The organism is Pseudomonas sp. RC10, assembly GCF_038397775.1.
Lineage (GTDB): Bacteria > Pseudomonadota > Gammaproteobacteria > Pseudomonadales > Pseudomonadaceae > Aquipseudomonas > Aquipseudomonas bambusae.
This window is the reverse complement of the sequence record NZ_CP151650.1, coordinates 6,201,675-6,222,280: the sequence shown is the minus strand read 5'-3', so window position 1 is coordinate 6,222,280 and position 20,606 is coordinate 6,201,675. Positions and strand designations below refer to the sequence as shown.

General features: G+C 58.7%; 18 protein-coding genes. 8 read left to right on the top strand and 10 right to left on the bottom strand.

Annotation, left to right across the window (positions count from 1 at the left end; all coding sequences use genetic code 11):
- Positions 1 to 7 precede the first annotated feature (7 nt).
- Positions 8 to 1,540: a histidine kinase gene (locus AAEO81_RS27980; RefSeq protein ID WP_341960338.1), complete on the bottom strand. Its 1,533-nt coding sequence runs from the start codon at positions 1,538 to 1,540 to the stop codon at positions 8 to 10.
- 131 nt (positions 1,541 to 1,671) lie between these two features.
- On the opposite strand from AAEO81_RS27980, the gene serB reads away from it, so the two are divergent.
- On the top strand, positions 1,672 to 2,889 hold the full coding sequence (serB, locus tag AAEO81_RS27975; protein ID WP_341960336.1) for a phosphoserine phosphatase SerB: 1,218 nt from the start codon (positions 1,672 to 1,674) through the stop codon (positions 2,887 to 2,889).
- A gap of 129 nt (positions 2,890 to 3,018) precedes the next feature.
- Here serB and AAEO81_RS27970 read toward each other — a convergent pair whose 3' ends face one another.
- The 4 genes from AAEO81_RS27970 to AAEO81_RS27955 form a co-directional block, all read right to left on the bottom strand.
- Positions 3,019 to 4,806 (bottom strand): molecular chaperone, encoded by a 1,788-nt coding sequence (locus AAEO81_RS27970; protein ID WP_341960335.1) that lies wholly within the window; start codon positions 4,804 to 4,806, stop codon positions 3,019 to 3,021.
- A gap of 281 nt (positions 4,807 to 5,087) precedes the next feature.
- A complete protein-coding gene (gene asd / locus AAEO81_RS27965; RefSeq protein WP_341960333.1) occupies positions 5,088 to 5,951 on the bottom strand; it encodes an archaetidylserine decarboxylase in 864 nt (287 codons plus the stop codon).
- A gap of 63 nt (positions 5,952 to 6,014) precedes the next feature.
- Positions 6,015 to 6,830, bottom strand: a complete 816-nt coding sequence (locus AAEO81_RS27960; protein ID WP_341960332.1) for a rhodanese-like domain-containing protein — start codon at positions 6,828 to 6,830, stop codon at positions 6,015 to 6,017.
- A 44-nt stretch (positions 6,831 to 6,874) separates the two neighbouring features.
- On the bottom strand, positions 6,875 to 8,410 hold the full coding sequence (locus AAEO81_RS27955) for an HDOD domain-containing protein (protein WP_341960331.1): 1,536 nt from the start codon (positions 8,408 to 8,410) through the stop codon (positions 6,875 to 6,877).
- A gap of 211 nt (positions 8,411 to 8,621) precedes the next feature.
- Between AAEO81_RS27955 and motA the strand changes: the two genes are divergently transcribed.
- Together motA and motB are read left to right on the top strand one after the other, a co-directional pair.
- Positions 8,622 to 9,473 carry a flagellar motor stator protein MotA gene (motA, locus tag AAEO81_RS27950; protein ID WP_166596023.1) on the top strand — a complete coding sequence of 284 codons (852 nt, stop codon included), beginning with the start codon at positions 8,622 to 8,624 and terminating at the stop codon, positions 9,471 to 9,473.
- A gap of 3 nt (positions 9,474 to 9,476) precedes the next feature.
- Positions 9,477 to 10,514, top strand: a complete 1,038-nt coding sequence (motB, locus tag AAEO81_RS27945) for a flagellar motor protein MotB (RefSeq protein ID WP_166596022.1) — start codon at positions 9,477 to 9,479, stop codon at positions 10,512 to 10,514.
- A gap of 245 nt (positions 10,515 to 10,759) precedes the next feature.
- Here motB and AAEO81_RS27940 read toward each other — a convergent pair whose 3' ends face one another.
- The 4 genes from AAEO81_RS27940 to rsgA all read right to left on the bottom strand — a co-directional run bounded on the left by AAEO81_RS27940 (position 10,760) and on the right by rsgA (position 14,551).
- Positions 10,760 to 11,038, bottom strand: coding sequence for a hypothetical protein (locus AAEO81_RS27940; RefSeq protein WP_341960329.1), 279 nt, complete (start codon positions 11,036 to 11,038; stop codon positions 10,760 to 10,762).
- Position 11,039: 1 nt separating this feature from the next.
- Positions 11,040 to 12,995 (bottom strand): S-type pyocin domain-containing protein, encoded by a 1,956-nt coding sequence (locus AAEO81_RS27935; RefSeq protein ID WP_341960327.1) that lies wholly within the window; start codon positions 12,993 to 12,995, stop codon positions 11,040 to 11,042.
- Positions 12,996 to 13,239: 244 nt separating this feature from the next.
- Positions 13,240 to 13,440, bottom strand: coding sequence for a hypothetical protein (locus AAEO81_RS27930; protein ID WP_341960325.1), 201 nt, complete (start codon positions 13,438 to 13,440; stop codon positions 13,240 to 13,242).
- A 79-nt stretch (positions 13,441 to 13,519) separates the two neighbouring features.
- Positions 13,520 to 14,551, bottom strand: a complete 1,032-nt coding sequence (gene rsgA / locus AAEO81_RS27925; RefSeq protein ID WP_166596021.1) for a small ribosomal subunit biogenesis GTPase RsgA — start codon at positions 14,549 to 14,551, stop codon at positions 13,520 to 13,522.
- 107 nt (positions 14,552 to 14,658) lie between these two features.
- On the opposite strand from rsgA, the gene orn reads away from it, so the two are divergent.
- Both orn and AAEO81_RS27915 read left to right on the top strand, forming a co-directional pair.
- The gene (gene orn / locus AAEO81_RS27920) at positions 14,659 to 15,195 is read left to right on the top strand and encodes an oligoribonuclease (RefSeq protein ID WP_166596020.1); all 537 of its coding nucleotides are present in this window, start codon (positions 14,659 to 14,661) and stop codon (positions 15,193 to 15,195) included.
- A gap of 104 nt (positions 15,196 to 15,299) precedes the next feature.
- Positions 15,300 to 15,911, top strand: a complete 612-nt coding sequence (locus AAEO81_RS27915) for a trimeric intracellular cation channel family protein (protein ID WP_341960324.1) — start codon at positions 15,300 to 15,302, stop codon at positions 15,909 to 15,911.
- A 106-nt stretch (positions 15,912 to 16,017) separates the two neighbouring features.
- On the opposite strand, the gene queG is transcribed toward AAEO81_RS27915, so the two are convergent.
- Positions 16,018 to 17,136 (bottom strand): tRNA epoxyqueuosine(34) reductase QueG, encoded by a 1,119-nt coding sequence (gene queG / locus AAEO81_RS27910; RefSeq protein ID WP_341960322.1) that lies wholly within the window; start codon positions 17,134 to 17,136, stop codon positions 16,018 to 16,020.
- A 62-nt stretch (positions 17,137 to 17,198) separates the two neighbouring features.
- Between queG and AAEO81_RS27905 the strand changes: the two genes are divergently transcribed.
- From AAEO81_RS27905 to AAEO81_RS27895, 3 genes are read left to right on the top strand one after another with little or no spacing between them, the layout of a single operon-like run.
- Positions 17,199 to 18,695, top strand: coding sequence for an NAD(P)H-hydrate dehydratase (locus AAEO81_RS27905; protein WP_341960320.1), 1,497 nt, complete (start codon positions 17,199 to 17,201; stop codon positions 18,693 to 18,695).
- The gene (gene tsaE, locus AAEO81_RS27900; protein ID WP_166596017.1) at positions 18,683 to 19,153 is read left to right on the top strand and encodes a tRNA (adenosine(37)-N6)-threonylcarbamoyltransferase complex ATPase subunit type 1 TsaE; all 471 of its coding nucleotides are present in this window, start codon (positions 18,683 to 18,685) and stop codon (positions 19,151 to 19,153) included. The genes AAEO81_RS27905 and tsaE overlap by 13 nt, the downstream gene beginning before the upstream one ends.
- A gap of 2 nt (positions 19,154 to 19,155) precedes the next feature.
- The gene (locus AAEO81_RS27895) at positions 19,156 to 20,595 is read left to right on the top strand and encodes an N-acetylmuramoyl-L-alanine amidase (RefSeq protein WP_218576229.1); all 1,440 of its coding nucleotides are present in this window, start codon (positions 19,156 to 19,158) and stop codon (positions 20,593 to 20,595) included.
- Positions 20,596 to 20,606: the final 11 nt, after the last annotated feature.

The following is a 20,606-nucleotide window of genomic DNA, read 5'->3' as shown; positions in this document are numbered from 1 at the left end:
GCAGGGGTCAGGCCTTGCGCGCCTCATGCATGCGCGCCAACTGGCGCTCCAGCATCGACGGATACGGTTCCATCAGGCGCTCGACACAGCTGGCGCCTTCAGGGCTGGCGATGGGGCGAATGCGGGCGCGTTGGCGGATGGTGTGGTCTTCGCTGATCTTGCGCTCGACCAGCAGCAAGTTACGGCTGTGTTGCGACAGGGCCAACGCGTCTTGCGCGGTTTCGGTCAGCAGCAGGTCGATCTGATTCATGCCGTGCAAGCCTTCGCCCAGTGTCAGACCCAGTTGCAATTGCAGCGTGATGCCGCTGTCCGCGACTTCGATCTGCAAGGCGTGGCTCAGGGCGCGTAGCAATTCGCCGCAGCAGATGGCGTTGGTCAGGTAATCGTCGCCGCTGTCCTGGGTGCTGAACACCATCAGTGAGCTGCCGTCGTTCAGGGTGTGCAACTCGCTGTCATAAAGCGACGCCGCCTGATCGATGCAATCGCGATAACGCTCCAACAGTTCGGTCAAACGAGCGCGAGGCAGACGGCGCAATTGCTCCTGCGAACCCAGCTGAACGGCCAGCACCGCGCTGTATTGCGGCTGCGACGGAGCCACTGGCAGAACAGGGCGTGGCGCAGGTTTTTGAACCACGGGCGTGTTGTCACGCAGATCGGCGAACGGGTCTTCTTCGTCCTCCTCATCCTCCTCGGCCATGATGCGTCGCGCCGGGATCGCCGTGGCGCGGGGCTTCGGTGCTTCGTCGAACTCAGGGTCGGTCAGCTCGCTGGCATCGAACTCAGGCGAGTTGTCGTCGTCCTCTTGCGCAACAGGCTCCGGCTCGGGAATGGGTTCCGGTTCAGGCTCCGGCGGTGCATAGGACGCCTTGAGCTGACGGGCCAGATCACCGATTTCATCCTGACGATCAGTCGCGGGGGTGTATGGATCGATGTAACGCAGCCACATGCGCAGTTGCAGCATCGGCGTGGAAATGTGCCGTCCCAGACGCAGGCTCAAGGCGAGTGCCAGTGCCAACAGAATACCGGCCAGAATCCCCATGCTTTGCAGGCTGATCAGCAAAGGCTGCTGGAACTGGGACATGTCCAGGCTGATGCGCAAGGTGCCCGCGACCACGTCCTGGAACGTCACTTTGATTTCGTAGAGGCCCTCGGCTTCGCCCAACAGCCCGTTTTTCGGACGCTGACCGGCTTCGGCAAGGATGCGGTTATCAACGCTGTAGATCGCCGCATGGGCCACCAGCGGGTTCTTCACTAGATTGCCCAGCAACACGTTGAGGCTGAGGATGTCGTTGGACACCAGCAGCTCAGTGGCGGAAGTTGCCGTTTGCGTGGTCAGGGCCTGGCCTAGCGCATCTGCCTGTTCGTGCATGGCCTGCTTGAACTGCAAACCCATCACGCAGGCATAGATCACCAGCGCCAGCGCGACGAGGATCACGTTGTGGCTGGCGATGCGCAAAGCAATCGGAACGCGTCGATGACGCAGAGCCCGGAAGATCAGCAAGAAGAAATTATCGGTTTTTACTGGCGTGGGCCGGTTCACTGAGCACGGCTCTCTTGGAGAAGTTGGGGCGCAGTATAGCGAGCGACCCAGAGACGGCAAAGCGCTCACTGTGCCCGGTGGTCACTGAAAGTGAGTAGAATGCCGTTTTTTTCCACCTGCGGGGGTGCGCCTTGCGCGAAATTGTCCTGATAAACATCACTGGCGAAGACAGTCCGGGTCTGACGGCGGCCATTACTGGCGTACTGGCTCGCGGCGGCGCCGATGTTCTGGATATTGGTCAGGCGGTGATCCATGACACGCTTTCGTTTGGCATTCTGGTCCAGATTCCGGACACCGAGGACGGCTCAAAGGTGTTGGATGGGGTGCAGTCGAAGGTCGATGAGCTGGGCTTACAGGTGCTGTTCACCCACGTCAGCGAAGACGACTACCAGCACTGGGTCGACGATCAGGGCAAAGACCGGCACATCGTGACGCTGCTGACCCGCAAGGTCACGGCCGAGCAATTGCAGACCGTGAGTGCGATCACCGCCAAATACGGCCTGAATATTGATCGCATCGACCGTTTGTCCGGGCGCATGCCGCTGGACATGCCCAGTGACAAGGGCAAGGGCTGCATCGAGTTTTCCGTGCGCGGCGAACCCGCTGATGCACAGGAGATGCGCGCCGAGTTCCTGCACGTGGCGCAAGAGCTGAACGTTGATATCGCGTTCCAGCAGGATTCCCTGTTCCGCCGCAATCGTCGTCTGGCCGTGTTCGACATGGATTCGACGCTGATCGAGGCTGAAGTCATCGACGAACTGGCCAAGGCCCACGGCGTGGGTGAGCGTGTGTCGGAAATCACCGAGCGTGCGATGCGGGGCGAGCTGGATTTCCGCGCCAGCTTCAAAGAGCGTCTCGCGTTGCTCAAAGGCCTTGATATCAAAGTGCTGGATGAAATCGGCGCCTCGCTGCGTTTGACCGAAGGCGCTGAAAACCTGTTCGCCGAACTCAAGCGACTGGGCTACAAGACCGCGATTCTGTCAGGCGGCTTCACCTACTTCGCCCGTCAGTTGCAGGCGAAACTGGGTATCGACTACATCTTCGCCAACGAGCTGGAAGTGGTGGACGGCCAATGCACCGGCGTGGCCGTCGAGCCGATTGTCGATGCGCAGCGCAAGGCTGACCTGTTGCGCGAGCTGGCGATCAAGGAAGGTTTGAGTCTGGAGCAGACCATTGCCGTTGGCGACGGCGCGAACGATTTGCCGATGCTGGCCATTGCCGGTCTGGGCGTTGCGTTCCGTGCCAAGCCGCTGGTTAAACAGTCTGCCAAGCAGGCGATTTCGACGCTGGGGCTGGACGGGGTGCTGTATCTGCTGGGGTTCCGCGATCGGGAAGGGCGGAGTCTGTAAAACACCGCCTCTGGATGGAGCGCTTTCTGTAGAAGTGAGCTTGCTCGCGATGCGTGGAACCAGCAAAGCATGAGGTGACTGAAATAGCCTATCGCGAGCAAGCTCACTCCTTCAGGGAAGGGCTTAGGCTTACAACACCGTCCACAACGAATCGAATTCCTGCTCTGGCCCCGCTTCTGGCGTCGCTTTCTTCGGCCCTTCCAGAATTTCGTATTCGAACTGGTTGTAGCTGCCGGTCGTCGCCTTGCGATTGCTCAGGGTCGCCCGGCGCTCGTCGCCGCTGCTGTTGATCATCACTTTATTGCCGTCGTCGAATGGCAAGCGAGGCGCAATGACGGTGGCAGGCACATCAATGGCGCGCACTTCGGGCAGCAACAGCACTCGCAGGTACTGACTGCTCTGTTCGGCACGCAGCAACTGCATGCCGCACGCCTGTGCGAACGGGGCAATCAGCTCAACCCCCATCTGCGTACCGCCGCTGCGCACCTGACGCACCCAGCGCACCACTGCGATACTCCAGCCGTGGCCGTGATCCTGAATGCCGATCATCTCGCCCGCCTGCAGCTGATCGGGAACGTCTTTCGGCCAAGCCAGGCAATAGCCGCCAGGGCTGTGGTTGACGATGTTCAGGTTGTAGGTGGGAAAGCTCTTCTGACCATCCAGCGCAGAGGCGCCGCCGTCCGCTTCCTCGCGCTGATACTCGATCTCTTCGAACGGCAACATGGACGTCGACGACCCGGTGCGCTGAACGTCCATCGCCTGTGCCCATGGGTCGTGGCGCGCGGGCTCAAGCGGCTGCAAGCTGTATTCAGCGACCTTGCTCACGGTCACGGTAGGCACCAGCAGCAGATCGCTGAAGCATTTTTTGCCACCGACAAAATAGTGCAGGGCGCTCATGCCAACGCAGACGGTCAACGTGCCTTGCCCGGCCGTGCGCTGGAAAGCACGCTCCGACACATCGCCCCACGCGGCGGCGAGGTGTTGCAACACATCGAGTGAAAGGCCTGGCGGCACGTGCAGGTAAGACTGCGAGCGCTGTTCAATCGGCATTTCGATGTAGCGCTGCAAGGCTGCCGAAAGCGGGCGAGGGTTGATGCCCAGCAGATTGCCGCGCTGATCATCGGTGTACAGCGTGGTGTAGCGCGGCGCGGTATCGGTGCCATGGGCCACGGCGTACAGGCTGGCGTCATCGACCGGCTGTTGCAGCGTGACCATCGAACTCCAGGCGTCCAGCGCATCGGCCAGTTTGCCGATGTTGTGTTGACGCATTTGGTTGCAGCGGGAGCACCCCATCAGCAACGCCACGACGTACGTCTGTTCGACGGTCAGCGTGCGAGTGTGGTGCGCTTGATTGTCAGCCACTGGAACGTTGTGCAACTGATTCTGGCGAGCAATCTGGTAGATCTGATGCAGTTCGAGCCACAGACCGTCTTGCACCGGGCAATAAAGCTGGTTGGCGCGGATCAGCGGGCCATTGAGGCAATGCAGCGCGCGTTGAAGGGCAGTGGTCAGCAGCGTGGTGCGGTCGCGAGTGAGTTTGGGCGCGACTCTGGCGATGATTTGCTTGTAGCCAATGGCGAGGTGGTTTTGCAGGGCCTGGCACAGATTGGCGACTTTGCGAGGGCGTTCTTCAAGCACGACCGACTGGTTGAGGAAGTGACGTTCCAGGTGCTTGCACACGAAGAAAACTTCAGGACGCAGCAGCTCCAGCAATTGCAGCCGGTTTTCACTGGGGGTCAGCAGTTGGTTGAGTTCGCCCAGGCCTTGATACAGCTGGCGAGCCATTTCACCGAGGTTGGCTTTAGGGAGAGTGGCGATCCAGCGCTTCAGGTCTTTCGGCGTTGCGTCACAGAACGACAGGCTCGACTGCGTCGGCACAGGGGCGCGCAACAACAGTGGGAGGCTTAAGTTACTCATGTGACAGGCAAACTCCAACAACTACTGGCTCAGATGACTACAAGCGATCGCATGCATGACACGCGTGACCGAGCTAAACGAGCAAGTTTACGTCAATTGAAAGCGAAGTTTCCTACAAGACTGACGAGAGACTGTACCAGCATTGGGCCATGAGGGCAGCCCTTAATGTCAATGTGACACCGTATCAATAAGGATACAAAGGCGCTTGGCTGACCAGCGGCGGGCTGTGCTCTCAACCACAGGCCCGCCAATAAACCGTTTCAAAGTTTGTCAGGCAAGAATCAGGCCCGAGAAGGGATCGCCAGCAATTGACCCATTCGAGTCGGCGAACCGGCTGCCAGTTCCGCTGCCCATTTCACCTGATTCGGGCCAAACAGCACGATGGCGGTCGAGCCTAGCTTGAAGCGCCCCAGCTCGGCGCCCTTTTCCAGATGGATGGGTGCGCGTGCGGCTTCGTCATAGCGGAAGGTTTTCAGTTCACGCTTTGGAGGGGTTACCAGGCCCGCCCAGACGGTTTCGATGGAGGCCACGATCATCGCGCCCACCAACACTACGGCCATTGGGCCGCGCTCGGTGTCGAACAGGCAGACCACGCGTTCGTTGCGGGCAAACAATTCCGGGACGTTTTCCGCTGTGGTCTGGTTCACCGAAAACAAGCGACCCGGAACGTAGACCATCTCGCGCAACGTGCCTGCCAATGGCATGTGAACGCGGTGATAGTCCTTCGGCGACAGGTAAATAGTGGCGAACTCGCCGCCCATGAACGGCGCGGACAAGCGTGCATCGCCACCCAGCAGCTCAAGTGCGCTGTAGCTGTGGCCCTTCGCCTGGAAAATCCGGCCGTGGTCGATAGGGCCCAACTGGCTCACCGCGCCATCGGCAGGGCACAGGATCGCGCCCGGTGTTTCGTCCAGCGGGCGTGCCCCCGGTTTGAGGGCTCGGGTAAAGAAGTCGTTGAAGTGTGGGTACGCCGTGACGTCTTCCACCAGGGCCTGGGACATGTCGACGTTATAGCGGCGTGCGAACCACTGGGTGAAGGCGTTCTTGAACCAGCGCACGCGGCACTCGGCAACGCAGCCCGCCAGACGTGACAGCAGATGGTGGGGAAGCAGGTATTGGAAAAGGATAAACAGACGCTGTTTCATCAAGGTTCCTAAAGCGTTCAAAAGGCTTTTCAAAGGTCGAGATAGGGGGTGCCGGGTGAGCGATTACTTCTCGATGGGCGTATCCGGGTGATTGCCCCATTCGCCCCACGAACCGGCGTAACCCTTGATTCGCGGGTAACCCAGCGCCTTGGCGACGAGGTAGGTGAAGCCTGAGCGATGGTGTGTCTGGCAATGGGTGATGACTTCCTTGTCCGGCGTGATGCCCAGGCTCTCCAGAATCTGCGGCATGTCCTTGCGGATGCGCAGACTGCGGGCCTGATCCATGCCCGCCGTCCATTCGAAGTTCACAGCGCCTGGAATATGGCCGCCGCGTGCTGCCACGACCTTTTCGCCTGAATATTCGGTAGGACCACGTGCGTCCCAGATGGCGAGGTCGTCAGCGCCCAGTCGGCTTTGCAGGTATTCGCGGGTGGCGGTGGGGTCGTCGTGAATCGTCACTGGCACCGTACCGCCAGCAGGGGCGGGCACTTCCGTAGACAGCGGCAAACCTTCCGCCTGCCAGGACAATAGGCCGCCGTCCAGATAGTGGTATTTCGAATGGCCGATGACGTCCAGCAGCCAGATGAAGCGCCCGGCCCAGCCGCCGCCTTCGTCGTCGTACACCACATAAACGGCATTCGGGTTGTGACCGAGCTCGCCAAACAGCGCTTCCAGCTGCGCCTGAGTCGGCAGCAGGCCTGGCGCGGGAGGTTGGCCGAGTTGGGTACGTTTAGGGTCGACGAAACGAGCGCCGGGGACATGACCGGCTTCATAGCGGGCGGCGCTGGTCAGGTCGACCAGGATCAGTTCTGAAGCGCCGAGGCGTGCCTGCAGGTCTGCGGGCTCGATGACCAGCGGCAAGCTTGAGAAGGCAGACATGGGTGTCTCCAGATCATGAAAAGAGGCGAATTGTAGCTCAGCCGTCAGCCATTGCGATGGCTAAAGGTTGTCAGCGCTTTCTCTATGCATTGCCCGGTTTTTCCGAAGGCTTGCACCGTCACTTCCGAGAAGGGCCCACCCCCCTGATCCGCGACGATCACCATGATGACCCGGCCATTGCTGGCCAGTGAGCGGATCAACAGGTTTTCACCCGAAAACAGATTGCGCAGTTGCGGGGGCAGCAAGGCCGAAAACTGGGCGTTGTTGCTGGCGTTCAGACGCAATTGTGTGGCTTGGGCCAACAGGCGTTGCAGGACCGTGCTGTCTTTATAAGGGATGAGCAGCGCGGCGGCGGATTTGTCCACGCCGGCGATTTGATGCACCCGCAGGGTGTCGGTTTTACGGTCGATCATCAGCAGCACGGCCCGTTGCATGCCCGATGCGATCAGAGCGTCTCGCGCCGTGGTCGTCAGGTGCATGGCATTGGTGAAGGCGCTGGGCTCTTTGAGCAGGTCGCCGCAGTGCTTGCGCCAGACTTGCAGCGCTTCAGCGGACGGCGGTGGCGCGGGCAGCAAGCCTTTGTGGACGCGGCGGGTGTCCCAAGGCCACAGCAACGCTTCGGCCGGATGCCAGACGCCGGGCGCTGCGTGTTGACGAGCGCTGGCAGCGGCGTTCTGGTGCACCTGTTGTTGAAGGTCATCGAAGGGCTGTTGCAAATAAAGGCTGGTCAGCAATTGCCAGCGCAGATTGTGCGGCGAGTCCCACGCTTGTTGTGCCGATAGCGCCAGGCCATTGGCCAGAAGAATGGTGTTGGCGGGCTGATTGAACCAGCGGCGCAAAGGCAGATCGGCATCCAGCGCTTGCTGTTGTTTGAGCGGATCATCGCTCTCGTGGGCGATGCGCAACACCTTCACAAGACTGCGCTGTTCGCGCATCAGCAGGTGATAGCCCTGTGTGACCCAGATCGGCAGTTGCCAACGCTCCGCCAATGCCTGGCACAGTTGCACCAGGCGCACGCCGAACAAGGCTTTTTCCACAGTCTTGGCGCACTCTCCTTTGTGGATAACCCGCAATTCCCACTCTTCCAGCAACTTGGGATAGGCCAGTGCCATGGGCCACAGTGGCGCGAGGAATAGCAGGCTGCCCAAATGAATGTCTTGCCACAGGCGCGCCAACTGATTCGCAAACAGCCCGTACGCCTGTTGTGTGGCGTGCTGGCTGATCAGTTGCAGTTGGCGCAGTGCGACCGGGATTTGTTGCAGTTCCACGCTCGGCAATCGCGCAAGCAAAGTGCCGGTGCGGGCAAGCCCGAGTCTGTTCAGCGCCACTTCGAGGCTTTCGGCCGGTTCGGTCAGGCCGCCGCTGTGCACATTGGCTTCGCGCAGCACGCTGAGAACCAGCGCGGGGCTGTCCTGCATCAAGTCAGCAATCTCGCGCAGCGATCTGCGGCTGTCGTTCAGCGCGGCATTGACCTTCGCATGCGCGACGGCGGGAACAGGCAGGGCGAGACTGTCTAGCTGCTTGACCCAGGCATCGAGTGTCTGCGGAACGAGGAGCGGGGAGGCTTTATCTGATTGCATTCACAAGGCCCGTACGGCTGGGAGGTTTTGATCGGCGTCGAATGATGGCATCATGCTGGCCTTCGTGCTGCTAGACCCGGGCCAGACGCCAGGCAGGATTTTCGCTTGATTTCACTATAGTCTGGCGCACTCATGCCGATAAGTAGAACAAGAGTTTTGAACGCTTCTCGCACAATGACCATGAACCCGACTCAGTAAGTATTCTTTATCTATGGCAAAAATTATCGGCATCATCGTCGTTTTCGCGAGCGTCCTCGGCGGCTACGTACTTTCCCATGGTCAAATTGCTGCGTTGATCCAGCCTTTCGAGGTGTTGATCATCGGTGGTGCCGCGTTCGGTGCATTTTTGCAGGCGAACCCGGGTTATATGACCATGCACGTGATCAAGAAGTCCGTGAAGATGTTCGGTTCACGCTTCACTCACGCCTTCTATCTGGAGGTGTTGGGGCTGATCTACGAGATCCTCAACAAGAGCCGCCGCGAAGGCATGATGGCCATCGAAGGCGATATCGAAGAGCCTGAAAACAGCCCGATCTTCGCCAAATACCCCAGCGTGCTCAAAGACACCAAGATGATCGCGTTCATCTGCGATTACCTGCGCATCATGTCCTCCGGCAACATGGCTCCCCACGAGCTGGAAGGCCTGTTCGACATGGAACTGCTGAGCATGAAGGAAGAGCTGGAGCATCCTTCTCACGCCGTCACCGGTGTGGCGGACGGTATGCCCGGCTTCGGTATCGTGGCGGCGGTACTCGGTATCGTGGTGACCATGGCGTCCCTGGGTTCCGGTGACAAGGCCGCGATCGGTATGCACGTCGGTGCGGCGCTCGTCGGTACGTTCTTCGGTATTCTCGCGGCATACGGCTTCTTCGGCCCACTGGCTCAGTGTCTGGCCCACGACGCCAAAGAAGAAATGAACGTGTTCGAGTCGATCAAGGCATCGCTGGTGGCCTCGGCCTCAGGCGTGCCGCCTTCACTGGCTGTCGAATTCGGTCGCAAGGTTCTCTATCCAGCGCACCGCCCCAGCTTCAGCGAGCTGGAACAAGCTGTTCGCGGTCGTTGATCCATGGAAAATAATCAGCCCATTATCGTCAAGCGCGTAAAGCGCTTCGGCGGCGGCCACCACGGCGGCGCCTGGAAAATCGCCTTCGCCGACTTCGCGACGGCGATGATGGCGTTCTTCCTCGTGCTGTGGCTGATGTCCTCGGCCACGCCCGAGCAGTTGATCGCCATTGCCGGTTACTTCAAAGACCCGGTCGGGTTCTCGGACAGCGGCTCGCCCTACGTGATCGACCTGGGCGGTTCGCCTGAGATGTCGCCCGACCAGACGCTCAACCCTGAAGTGAAATCCACCCCCGCCCCGGACAAGGTGCCCGTGGACGCCGACAAGGAAGACGCAGCGGCCGAGCAGGTCGAGCAAGAGCGGCTGGAGATGCTGTTGCAGGAGCTGCAGACCAAGGTCAACGAGAACCCGCAACTGGCGAAGTTCAAGGATCAGATCCTGTTTGAGATCACTCAGGACGGCCTGCGTATCCAGATCATGGACGCTGAAAACCGGCCTATGTTCGACATCGGCAGCGCGCGTCTGAAACCGTATTTCGAAGACATTCTGCTGGCCATGGCCGACACCATCAAAGCGGTGCCGAACAAGATCAGCGTGAGTGGTCACACCGATGCGACGCCTTTCGTGGGCAACAACGGTTTCGGTAACTGGGAGCTGTCGGCCAACCGCGCCAACGCCGCTCGCCGTGCGCTGACTGCCGGTGGCTATCCTGATCCTCAGGTCGCTCGTGTGGTGGGCTACGCGTCGTCGGCGCTTTATGACAAGGACAGCCCCACCAACCCGATCAACCGTCGTATCGATATCGTGGTCCTGACCAAAAAGGCCCAGCAGCGTATTGAGGGTGCACAAGGGACGGGGGACGCGCCTAAATCGGATGCTGCTCCCGCTCCGACCTCGCCGACAGCACCGGGCGCCAAACCGGGGGCATCGACCGCAGCGCCAGCCGTCGATCCCCAGGCCTACGCTCAGCCCCATGAGATTCGGCAGAAGCTGAACCTCTTCGATCAGGGGCAACTGAAGATCGACGAGACCAAGAACTGATACCCGGTTCGAACAAAAAAACGCCGCGATGATCGCGGCGTTTTTGTTTTCAGATGGGTAACACACTTCCCTGTGGGAGTAGGAGAGTGCGTACGGCTCAGTACCCGCTGTCCGGCAAACTCGCACTCAGCGATTGATTAGCGTTCGTTCATTGCTGTTTTAAGTATAGGCAATAGTGAACGTTTCATGTCCAAGTATGATGGATCGAGGAAAATCCTTTCAGAGGCGGATATTCTGAACTGAGCTCAAGAGCTTTTTATAGGATATTTGTTTTCGCTGAGAAATGAAGGAGCTCTCCACTTGGGACCTTTTCTTATGCCGCCATTACTGCGCGAAATCAAGCCTTCCTGCTCCATGTTGTCTACGAGCTGTTGCAGTTCCAAGTTATTCGCGAAATGAATCCATTTGTTCCGGCTATATAGTCTATCTAAACTGGGATATGAAATGGCGTTGTTATTTCTTGTAATGAATAGGATGACGTCGGTTGGATTTTCCGCTACGACTATATCGTTAATGTCGGTCATGTTATTCCCCATATTCCTGTTTGAGATAAGCATCAGTCGCTTCGGCTGTATAAAGCAAGTCGGGATCGTCTTTTAATTTAAAATCTTCCAATGTCGCAGCGTGGGCATCATTCCATACATTACCTTCTACCTCGTCCTTGACGCCAAGCGCTCTGTAGCGCTCAAGCTCTCTAATCTCGTGAGTGTAGAATCGTTTGTCCACGTCTGTAGATTCAATCTTTCCCTCGAGGATCTTGTTCAGTCGATCAATCATCACGCTGTTACCCGCAGACTCCTTAAATCGCCCCGTATGCAGCTTGATCAGATCAATACCTTCTTGAGTGATGATAGCATCTTCCCAACTCAAGTTTTTTATCGGGCCACCTGCGTTATCTGGGTTATACATTCGTCCGCTATATTTTCCCTTGGTATTGGCCCCCTCGTAAGGATTGCTAACCATCACATAGATAGGAGGCAATCTCGTTTCTATTGGGAAAGTGACGATCAAGTCATTAAAGCTTATCTCAGCGACTTGGGGGAATGTATCGATCCGCCCCTCGACGGGCGTTACGCTCGCACCTGGAATAACAGAAGGCACTTGCTCCTCAACTGGAAGCGTAGTCGAACTGTTCGCGGGTGCCTCAGCGGGTGTCCAGATGAGGGTCTTAGGAGGGGTGTCTGAAATCTGGACACTGAAGGTGTTGCTCTGCGAGTTATGCGTAGCTGCAACGACCTTCACCGACGCGTGCAGGTTAGATGCTCCAATATTGACGACGATTAGTTCTGAGTCGCCCTGATCGGTGGTTTTGGAGCTGAGCCGGAACGGCAGTTCGATTGAGCCTTCCGCTGCTGCGACGGCATGCAGGTCTTGTGTATCTTCCGGCAATATGTCGGACAAAGGGGTGCTGAAGGCATAGTTTGGGGAGAGCTCCCCATTGCCAAGCTTGGGCGAGTATATCAGCGCTGAGACACCCACGAACAAGCCTGATGCGACACTGGCAGCCGCTGCCGTCAGACCTGCAATCGCTGCCCGAATAGCAGCTTGCAGCGTAAGCGCCGTGGTTTCCGCGACAGCGATGACGCCCTCCGTTGTTATGAACAGTGGTCGGGTAACGGAGACCGCGCCTTTGAGGTGGTAGGTGTTAGCCAAGCCTGCAGCGGTGGCCTGGTTCTCAAGTCTATGTTTCTCTTCAACTGCCAGTCGCTCTTGTTCTTCAGCCTGACGCTGTGCTTCAGCAGCGGCCTGAGCTGCCTGTTCTTCGGCTTGCCGTTGTGCTTGCGCAGCCGCTTGAGCAGCCATTTGCGCCTGTTCTTCAGCGAGCCGCTGTGCCTGTGCTGCCGCCAATGCGGCTTGTTCCTGCTGTTGGGCCTGAGCTGCCGAAATCTGGGCGTCCAGTGCAGCTGATTGTTCAGTCAAGATCCTGATGGCATCCGTCAAGACCGCGACAGATCGAGCCGCCGTGTAGGAAGTTGTCCAGGCTTTGAACACGTCAAGGGGATTTTTGCGGCGCTGAATCTCGTTAACCACATCTACAAAGTTTCGATTGAGCGGACTGATTCCAAAGAAGGAGTTTGAAATTTGGATTTCCAGCTGCAGGCTGCTGTTTTTGGATGCGATAAGATCTTGGATTATGCTCCTCTTGAGTAGCAAATGTTCTGATAAGGGAAGCGCACTTTCGTCCATGCGCATGGTGATTTCTTTGGCCAAATCCTCTTGTAGATTTTGAATATGTTCTGCGTGAAGCGCGTCAATCGACTCCATAGCATATTTGGTTATTCCACACAGTGGGATAACGGCTTCCTCCGATCGAAGACTCACTTTTTTTGCGAGTTCCTCAATTGATGCGATATGGGAAAGTCGCGGATCCATTGGGAGTGGCCTAAGGGTATCAATTGGGAAAGTGGGAATAATTGGCGATGGCGTAGGTGGTGGGTCGGGCCGAATGACAATAGGTGGCAGTTCAATCTGATTGGGCATGATGATAATTCCTTTTCTTAATTTATTTATTCAGTGCAATAAAAGTCATATGCAGAATCGTGTTGCTGGTGCGTGGTGCATTTCCACGTTGCATACAAAGAGGGCGTCTGGCAAACGTTATTTTTTTATTTGATAATGATTGCTTGTATAGGGAGCGCAGTGAAAATCTTTGAGGTGGCCGTTTTAGAGATGAAGTTGTAGATAATGGATAATGTTGGAAGTAGCTATTATTTTTTGGGGTTAACTAGTTTGATAACTGCTGATCCAATGGTGCAAAGCTTGCGTTGATTTGATGAACTACACCCAGCCTGACGAAATTTGGCAGACGCTTGGTATCTTTGGTCACGGGCAGCTGAAGATCCACCAAACCGAGAACTGACATTCGGTTCAGACGAAAAAAAGCCGCGGTGATCGCGGCATTTTGTGTTTTCAGGCGTGATTCCATAGATTCCATACGTTTCTGTAGCACCGGCTTGCAGGTTCCCACAGGTTTTATGGCATGTCAGTTGAAAGCCCTCTCGGGCTCAGTAACTGCTATCCGGCAAACTCGCGATGATTGAGCGATAGCTGTTCATCCGCTGTTGCTGCACGCGGCCATCTTCCAAACCCTTGAGCAGCGCACACCCCGGTTCGCGATCATGTTTGCAATCGCGAAAGCGGCAGCGGCCCAGCAGGTCGTTGAATTCGATGAAGCCCGCTTCGACGTCAGCGCGGCTCACATGACCCAGGCCGAATTCACGAATGCCGGGGGAGTCGATCAGATCGCCGCCACGGGGGAAGTGGAACAGGCGGGCGGTGGTCGTGGTGTGAGTGCCTTGGCCGGAATACTCCGACAAAGGCCCGACCCGCGTGCCGACTTCCGGCAACAAGCTGTTGACCAGGGACGACTTGCCCACGCCTGACTGACCAACGAACACACTGATGTGGCTGTCGAGCAAGTCTTGCAACTGTTGCATGCCGTTGCCGTGATGAGCCGACACTTCCAGCACCGGGTAACCCAATGTCCGATAGACCGCCAGCAGCGCATTCAGCGCCGGGGCATTCTCGTCGTTGATCAGGTCGAATTTGTTCAGCAGCAACAGCGGGCGAATGCCGGCGTGTTCGGCAGCCACCAGATACCGGTCGATCAAGTTGGCATGAGGTTCAGGCGCGGGGGCGAACACGATGACGATCATGTCGACGTTGGCGGCCACCGGCTTGAGCTGGCCCCGGGTGTCCGGGCGGCACAGTTCAGTGTTGCGCGGCAATTGCGCGACGATCACACCAATGCCCTGATTGCCTGCCCGCCAGACGACTCTGTCGCCGGTTACGAGCGCTGGCAGGTTGGCCCGCAAATGGCAGCGGAACACCTGACCGCTCAGTTCGCCTTCCTGTGCCTCGACTTCCACCTGAACGCCGAAGTGAGCGATGACCAGCCCCGTCTGCTCGGGACCCAGGTCGCCGCCTTCCAGCGTTTCCAGTGCTTGGGATTCACGTTTGGCGGCACGGGCAGCGCGCTCGCCTTGAATCTTTTCGATGCGCCAGTTTTGGCGGCGGTTGAGTTGGCGTTTGGCCATGGGTGTTCTGAGATCCGGAATGCAAAAGCTGCTAATTGGGTAAAGCGCGGGGGAGTCTAGCACGCTCGGCTACGCTAAACTGCGCGCCTACGCTGAGGAGCCGACATATGCAGAACAAGCAGAATCTGATCTGGATCGACCTGGAAATGACCGGTCTGGACCCTGACAACGACGTCATCATCGAGATGGCGACCATCATCACCGACAGCGAGCTGAACACCCTGGCCGAAGGCCCGGTCATCGCCGTGCATCAAAGCGATGACCTGTTGAATGGCATGGACGAGTGGAACACCCGTCAGCACGGCGGTTCGGGCCTGACCCAGCGCGTGCGCGAAAGCACGATTTCCACCGCTGAAGCCGAAGCCATGACTCTGGATTTCATCAAACAGTGGGTGCCGGAGCGCAGCTCGCCGATCTGCGGCAACAGCATCTGTCAGGACCGCCGCTTCCTTTATAAGCGCATGCCGACGCTGGAAAACTACTTCCATTACCGCAACCTCGATGTTTCGACGCTCAAGGAGCTGGCGGCACGCTGGTCGCCGGAGCTGAAGTTCAAGAAGGGCAGCACCCACCTGGCACTGGACGACATTCGTGAATCCATCGCCGAGTTGCGTTTTTATCGCGAGCATTTCATCAAAGTCTGACGCGTCGACTAGGCGTTTGCTTGCCCGTGACAGGAACACCGTAACCGCGGGCAAGCGCTTCTAAGCGTTTCAAACTGCGTCCCTCTTTCGCACGGATCGCCACCATGCTGTTGATGCTTTACCTGATCGCCATCACTGCCGAGGCCATGACTGGCGCGCTGTCTGCCGGACGTCGCGGCATGGACTGGTTTGGCGTGGTGCTGATTGCCTGCATCACGGCGCTGGGAGGCGGTTCGGCGCGCGACGTGCTGTTGGGCCACTATCCGCTGACGTGGGTGAAACACCCGGAATACTTGATTCTCACCACTTTGGCCGCTTTGGTGACGATCTTTATTGCACCGCTGATGCGCCACCTCCGCTCGCTGTTCCTGGTGCTCGACGCCTTGGGTCTGGTGGCGTTTACGATCATCGGCTGCACGACGGCGTTGGACATGGGGCTAGGCATGCTGGTGGCGGCGGTCAGCGGGGTGATCACCGGGACTTTTGGCGGCATCTTGCGAGACATCTTCTGCAACGACATCCCGCTGATCTTCCGGCGCGAGCTGTACGCCAGTGTCTCGTTCGCTGCGGCGTGGTGCTTCTTGTTGTGTCAGTGGGTGGGGTTGCCGATCGAGCAGGGCACGCTGATTACCCTGTCGGGTGGGCTGTTGCTGCGTCTGCTGGCGATCAAGTATCGCTGGGAAATGCCCAAGTTTGTGTACAAGGATGGGCATTGAATTTGAGACTGGGTGGAGACTTTTGTAGGAGTGAGCTTGCTCGCGATTCTCCAGCACATTCAAAGATGCAGCGTCTGAAAGAACCCTGTCGCGAGCAAGCTCACTCCTACAGGTTTTGAGTTGGCTGGCTAACGCCATGCCGCCGCAACGCCCATTCCACATGCTCGCGCACCATTTCTGACGGATCATTCAGGCGCGCTTTCAATGCCTCGATCACCGGAATGGTAGAAGGCGCATTGCCCAGCCCCACCGCAAGATTCCTCAACCACCGTTCATACCCCGCACGCCGCAATGGCGAGCCTTCGGTATTGCTGAGAAACGTCGTCTCATCCCACAAAAACAGCGTCGTCAGTTCGGCGTTATCGAGGCCGTGGCGGGGTTTGAAGTCGTTTTGATCGGTGGGCCGGGCGAAGCGATTCCAGGGGCAGACGATCTGACAATCGTCGCAGCCGAACACTCGATTGCCGATCATCGAGCGCAACTCTTCGGGAATCGACGTTTTCAATTCGATGGTCAGGTAAGAAATGCAACGCCGGGCGTCCAGCACGTATGGCCCGACGAACGCGTTGGTCGGGCACACGTCCAGACAAGCTCTGCAACGCCCGCAATGTTCGGTGGCATGAGGGGCATCGGTCGGCAGCGGCAAATCAACGAACAACTCGCTCAGGAAGAAATAGCTGCCCGCTTTGCGATTCAGCACCAGCGTGTTCTTGCCAATCCAGCCCAGACCGGCCTGTTCGGCGATGGCCTTTTCCAGCACCGGGGCGCTGTCGACGAACGCCCTGAAACCGAAGGGGCCGATGGCTTGCTGGATACGCTCGGCCAGTTGCTGCACGCGCTTGCGAATCAGCTTGTGATAATCGCGGCCCAAGGCATAACGCGAGACATAGGCTTTTTCTGGCTGAGCCAGCAATTGCGCCATCTGCGTTTCGCCCGGCAGATAGTCCATACGCAGCGACACCACTCGCAGCGTGCCCGGCACCAATTCCTCCGGGTGCGAACGTTTGCTGCCGTGCGCTGCCATATAGTCCATCTCGCCGTGATACCCGGCTTCGAGCCAGCGCTCCAGATGCTGCTCATGTTCCGCCAGATCCAGCCCCGAGATACCCACTTGTTGGAAGCCGAGTTCGCGCCCCCAGTCCTTGATGGATTGGGCAAGCTCGGACAGCGCCGCAGCCGACAAGGGCGCGGATTGTGTGGCTGGATCTACAGTTATCGCGGACATGCAGGGAGGACACCGGGGCGCAGGTGCGTATAATTCTGCCAGACATCGGAGCCCAAAGACGCATGTTGCACAGCAAACCCCCATTTCCCGACGCACTGTACAGCGCCGCGCAGGTCCGCGACCTCGACGCACGCCTGATTGCCGCAGGCACGCCCGGCTTCGAACTCATGCAGCGCGCAGCCCACGCCGCCTGGCGCGCAATCCGTCGCCATTGGCCTGACGGTCAGCGACTGACAGTGCTGGCAGGCCATGGCAATAACGCGGGCGATGGCTATTTGATTGCGGCCTTGGCCAAGCGCGCAGGCTGGCAGGTGACGGTGCTGGCTGTGGGCGATTGCTCGGCGCTGAAGGGCGATGCCGAGACTGCTTATAAAGAAGCGGCGAGTGATCAGGTCGACATCCAGCCGTGGCAGCAACAAGTGCTGAGCGGGATCGTCGTCGATGCGCTGCTCGGGACGGGTCTCAAGGGCGATGTGCGCGACCCCTACACGTCCGCCATTCACGCCATAAACGACAGTCGTTTGCCGGTCATGGCAGTCGACATCCCGTCGGGGCTGTGCGCGGACACGGGCCACACGCTGGGCGTGGCGGTGCGTGCCGATCTGACGGTGACCTTCATTGGTCTCAAGGTCGGCCTGTTCACCGGTGATGCGCCTGATCGTGTCGGTGAGCTGGTGTTCGACGATTTACAGGCTGATCCGGCCATCGTCGGGCAAGCGCCCGTCAGCGTTAAACGTCTCGATACATTTAATCTGCCCGTCCTCAAGGCTCGTCCTCGCACGGCCCATAAAGGCCAGTTTGGTCGCGTGTTGGTCATTGGCGGCGATCTTGGCTTCGGCGGCGCGGCCCTGCTGTCCACGGAAAGCACCTTGCGCAGCGGCGCGGGGATGGTCACGCTGGCGACCCGTCCCGAACACGTTACCGCTGCGTTGACGCGGTTTCCCGAAGTCATGAGCGCTGGCATCAGCTCGGCGAATCAACTGATGGCGCTGATCGAGCCCGCCAGCGTGTTGGTCGTCGGGCCAGGATTGGGGCAGCACAGTTGGGGCCGCAGCCTGTTGTCTGCCGCCGCCAATGCCGAACGGCCTCAAGTCTGGGACGCTGACGCGCTGAATCAGCTGGCCGCCGGTCTGGTGCAGTTGCCCAAGGATTGCGTGATCACGCCGCACCCTGGGGAAGCGGCGCGTTTGCTGGGCATTGGCACTCAGGAAATTCAAGTCGATCGGCCCGCTGCGACGCGAGCGCTGGCCCGGAAATTCAACGCTGTCTGCGTTTTGAAGGGCAGCGGCAGCCTGATCGCTAACCCTGCTGGGGATCTGGCGCTGGCCAATCACGGTCATCCGGCGATGGCGACGGGCGGTTTGGGCGATGTGCTGGCGGGCGTCATTGGCGCGTTGATGGCGCAAAAAATGCCCGCTTTCGAGGCCGCCTGCCTCGGCGTCTGGCTTCACGCGCTGGCGGGAGAACTATGCGGGGCCAGTGGGCGCGGGATGGTTGCCGCTGATCTGATTCCTGTTATTCGTAGGCTTCTGGAGGAGCAACAACCGTGTCTGAGTTAACCCTGCACCTGATGGGTGAAGAGGCGATGACCGACTTTGGTGCGCGGATTGCCCAAGTCACTGAAAGCAATGGAATTATTTTTCTTGAAGGCGATCTGGGGGCTGGCAAGACCACCCTGTCGCGGGGAATCATCCGTGGGCTGGGCCATGTCGGCGCGGTGAAAAGCCCGACGTTCACCCTCGTGGAACCTTACGAGATTGGGAGAAATCGCGCGTATCACTTTGATCTTTACCGACTTGTTGATCCAGAAGAGCTAGAATTCCTCGGCATACGGGATTACTTCGAAGGGGAGGCCCTTTGCCTGATCGAATGGCCCAATCTCGGTGCGGGCTTTTTGCCAAAGCCTGACCTGATCATTACCATTAGGCCGCACGCGGAAGGTCGAGCGCTGACTCTGAGCCCTGAAAGCTCGCGCGGTGAGAAGTGGTGTGCCGCTTTGGCTTTGGAATTCAAATAGATATGGGGTTAGGTATGCGCATGCGCGCGCTGGTTACTGTGATTGGACTGCTGCTGACGACGCTGGCCGTCGACGCGTTGGCCGCTTCACAGGTACGAAGTGTCCGCTTATGGCGTGCTCCGGATAACACTCGACTGGTTTTCGACCTGTCTGGCCCGGTTCAGCACAGCGTCTTTACCCTTCAGTCTCCGGACCGTCTGGTCATCGACATCAACGGCGCGACGCTGGGCGGTGCGCTGAACATCCCGACCGCCAACACGCCGATCACCAGCATGCGTTCAGCGCAACGCACGCCGGACGACCTGCGCGTGGTCATCGACCTGAAAAAGGCCGTGACCCCGAAAAGCTTCACGCTGGCGCCGAATCAGCAGTACGGCAATCGTCTGGTAGTCGATCTCTACGACAACCCTGCCGACGCCAACCCGCCGCCGACCGTCGCCGACACCCCGGCCACCGTAGCCCCGGCAACGCCAGCGGTGCCGGTCAGCCCGTCGAAGCCTGAAATCAAGCTCACGCCTGTGCCGAACGGCAAGCGCGACATTGTGGTGGTCATCGATGCCGGACACGGTGGTGAAGACCCGGGTGCATCAGGCAGCCGAGGCGAAAAAGAAAAGAACGTGGTGCTGTCGATCGCCAAGGAATTGCAGCGCCAGATCAACGCCGAGAAGGGCTATCGCGCCGAGCTGACCCGTACTGGCGATTACTTCATCCCGTTGCGTAAACGCACTGAAATCGCCCGTGCCAAAGGGGCTGACCTTTTCGTGTCGATTCACGCTGACGCCGCGCCGTCTTCGGCGGCGTTCGGGGCATCGGTATTTGCGTTGTCCGAGCGCGGTGCCACCTCCGAGACTGCGCGTTGGCTGGCAGACAGTGAAAACCGCTCCGACTTGATCGGTGGGGCAGGTGCTGTGAGCCTGGACGACAAAGACCGCATGCTCGCGGGCGTATTGCTCGACCTGTCGATGACCGCGTCGCTGACGTCGAGCCTCAACGTCGGCCAGAAAGTCCTCACCAACATTGGCCGCGTGACCTCGCTGCACAAGGCGCGGGTCGAGCAGGCAGGCTTTATGGTGCTCAAATCGCCCGACATCCCATCGATCCTGGTGGAAACCGGCTTCATCTCCAACTCGGCCGAGGCCAGCAAGCTTCAAGGTGCCAGCCACCAGCAGGCGCTGGCGCGTTCGATCACGGCGGGCGTGAAGCAGTTCTTCCAGCAGAATCCGCCACAGGGCACCTACATCGCCTGGCTGAGGGACAACGGCAAGCTGGCCATGGGGCCGCGTGAGCATATGGTACGTCCGGGTGAGTCGCTGAGCATGCTCTCGGCCCGTTACGACATGAGCATGGCAACGTTGCGTTCGGCGAATAATCTCAGCTCCGATGAATTGAAAGTCGGTCAGCAATTGAAGATTCCAAGCGCGGAACTGGCGGGTGAGCCGTGACGGGTCTGCTG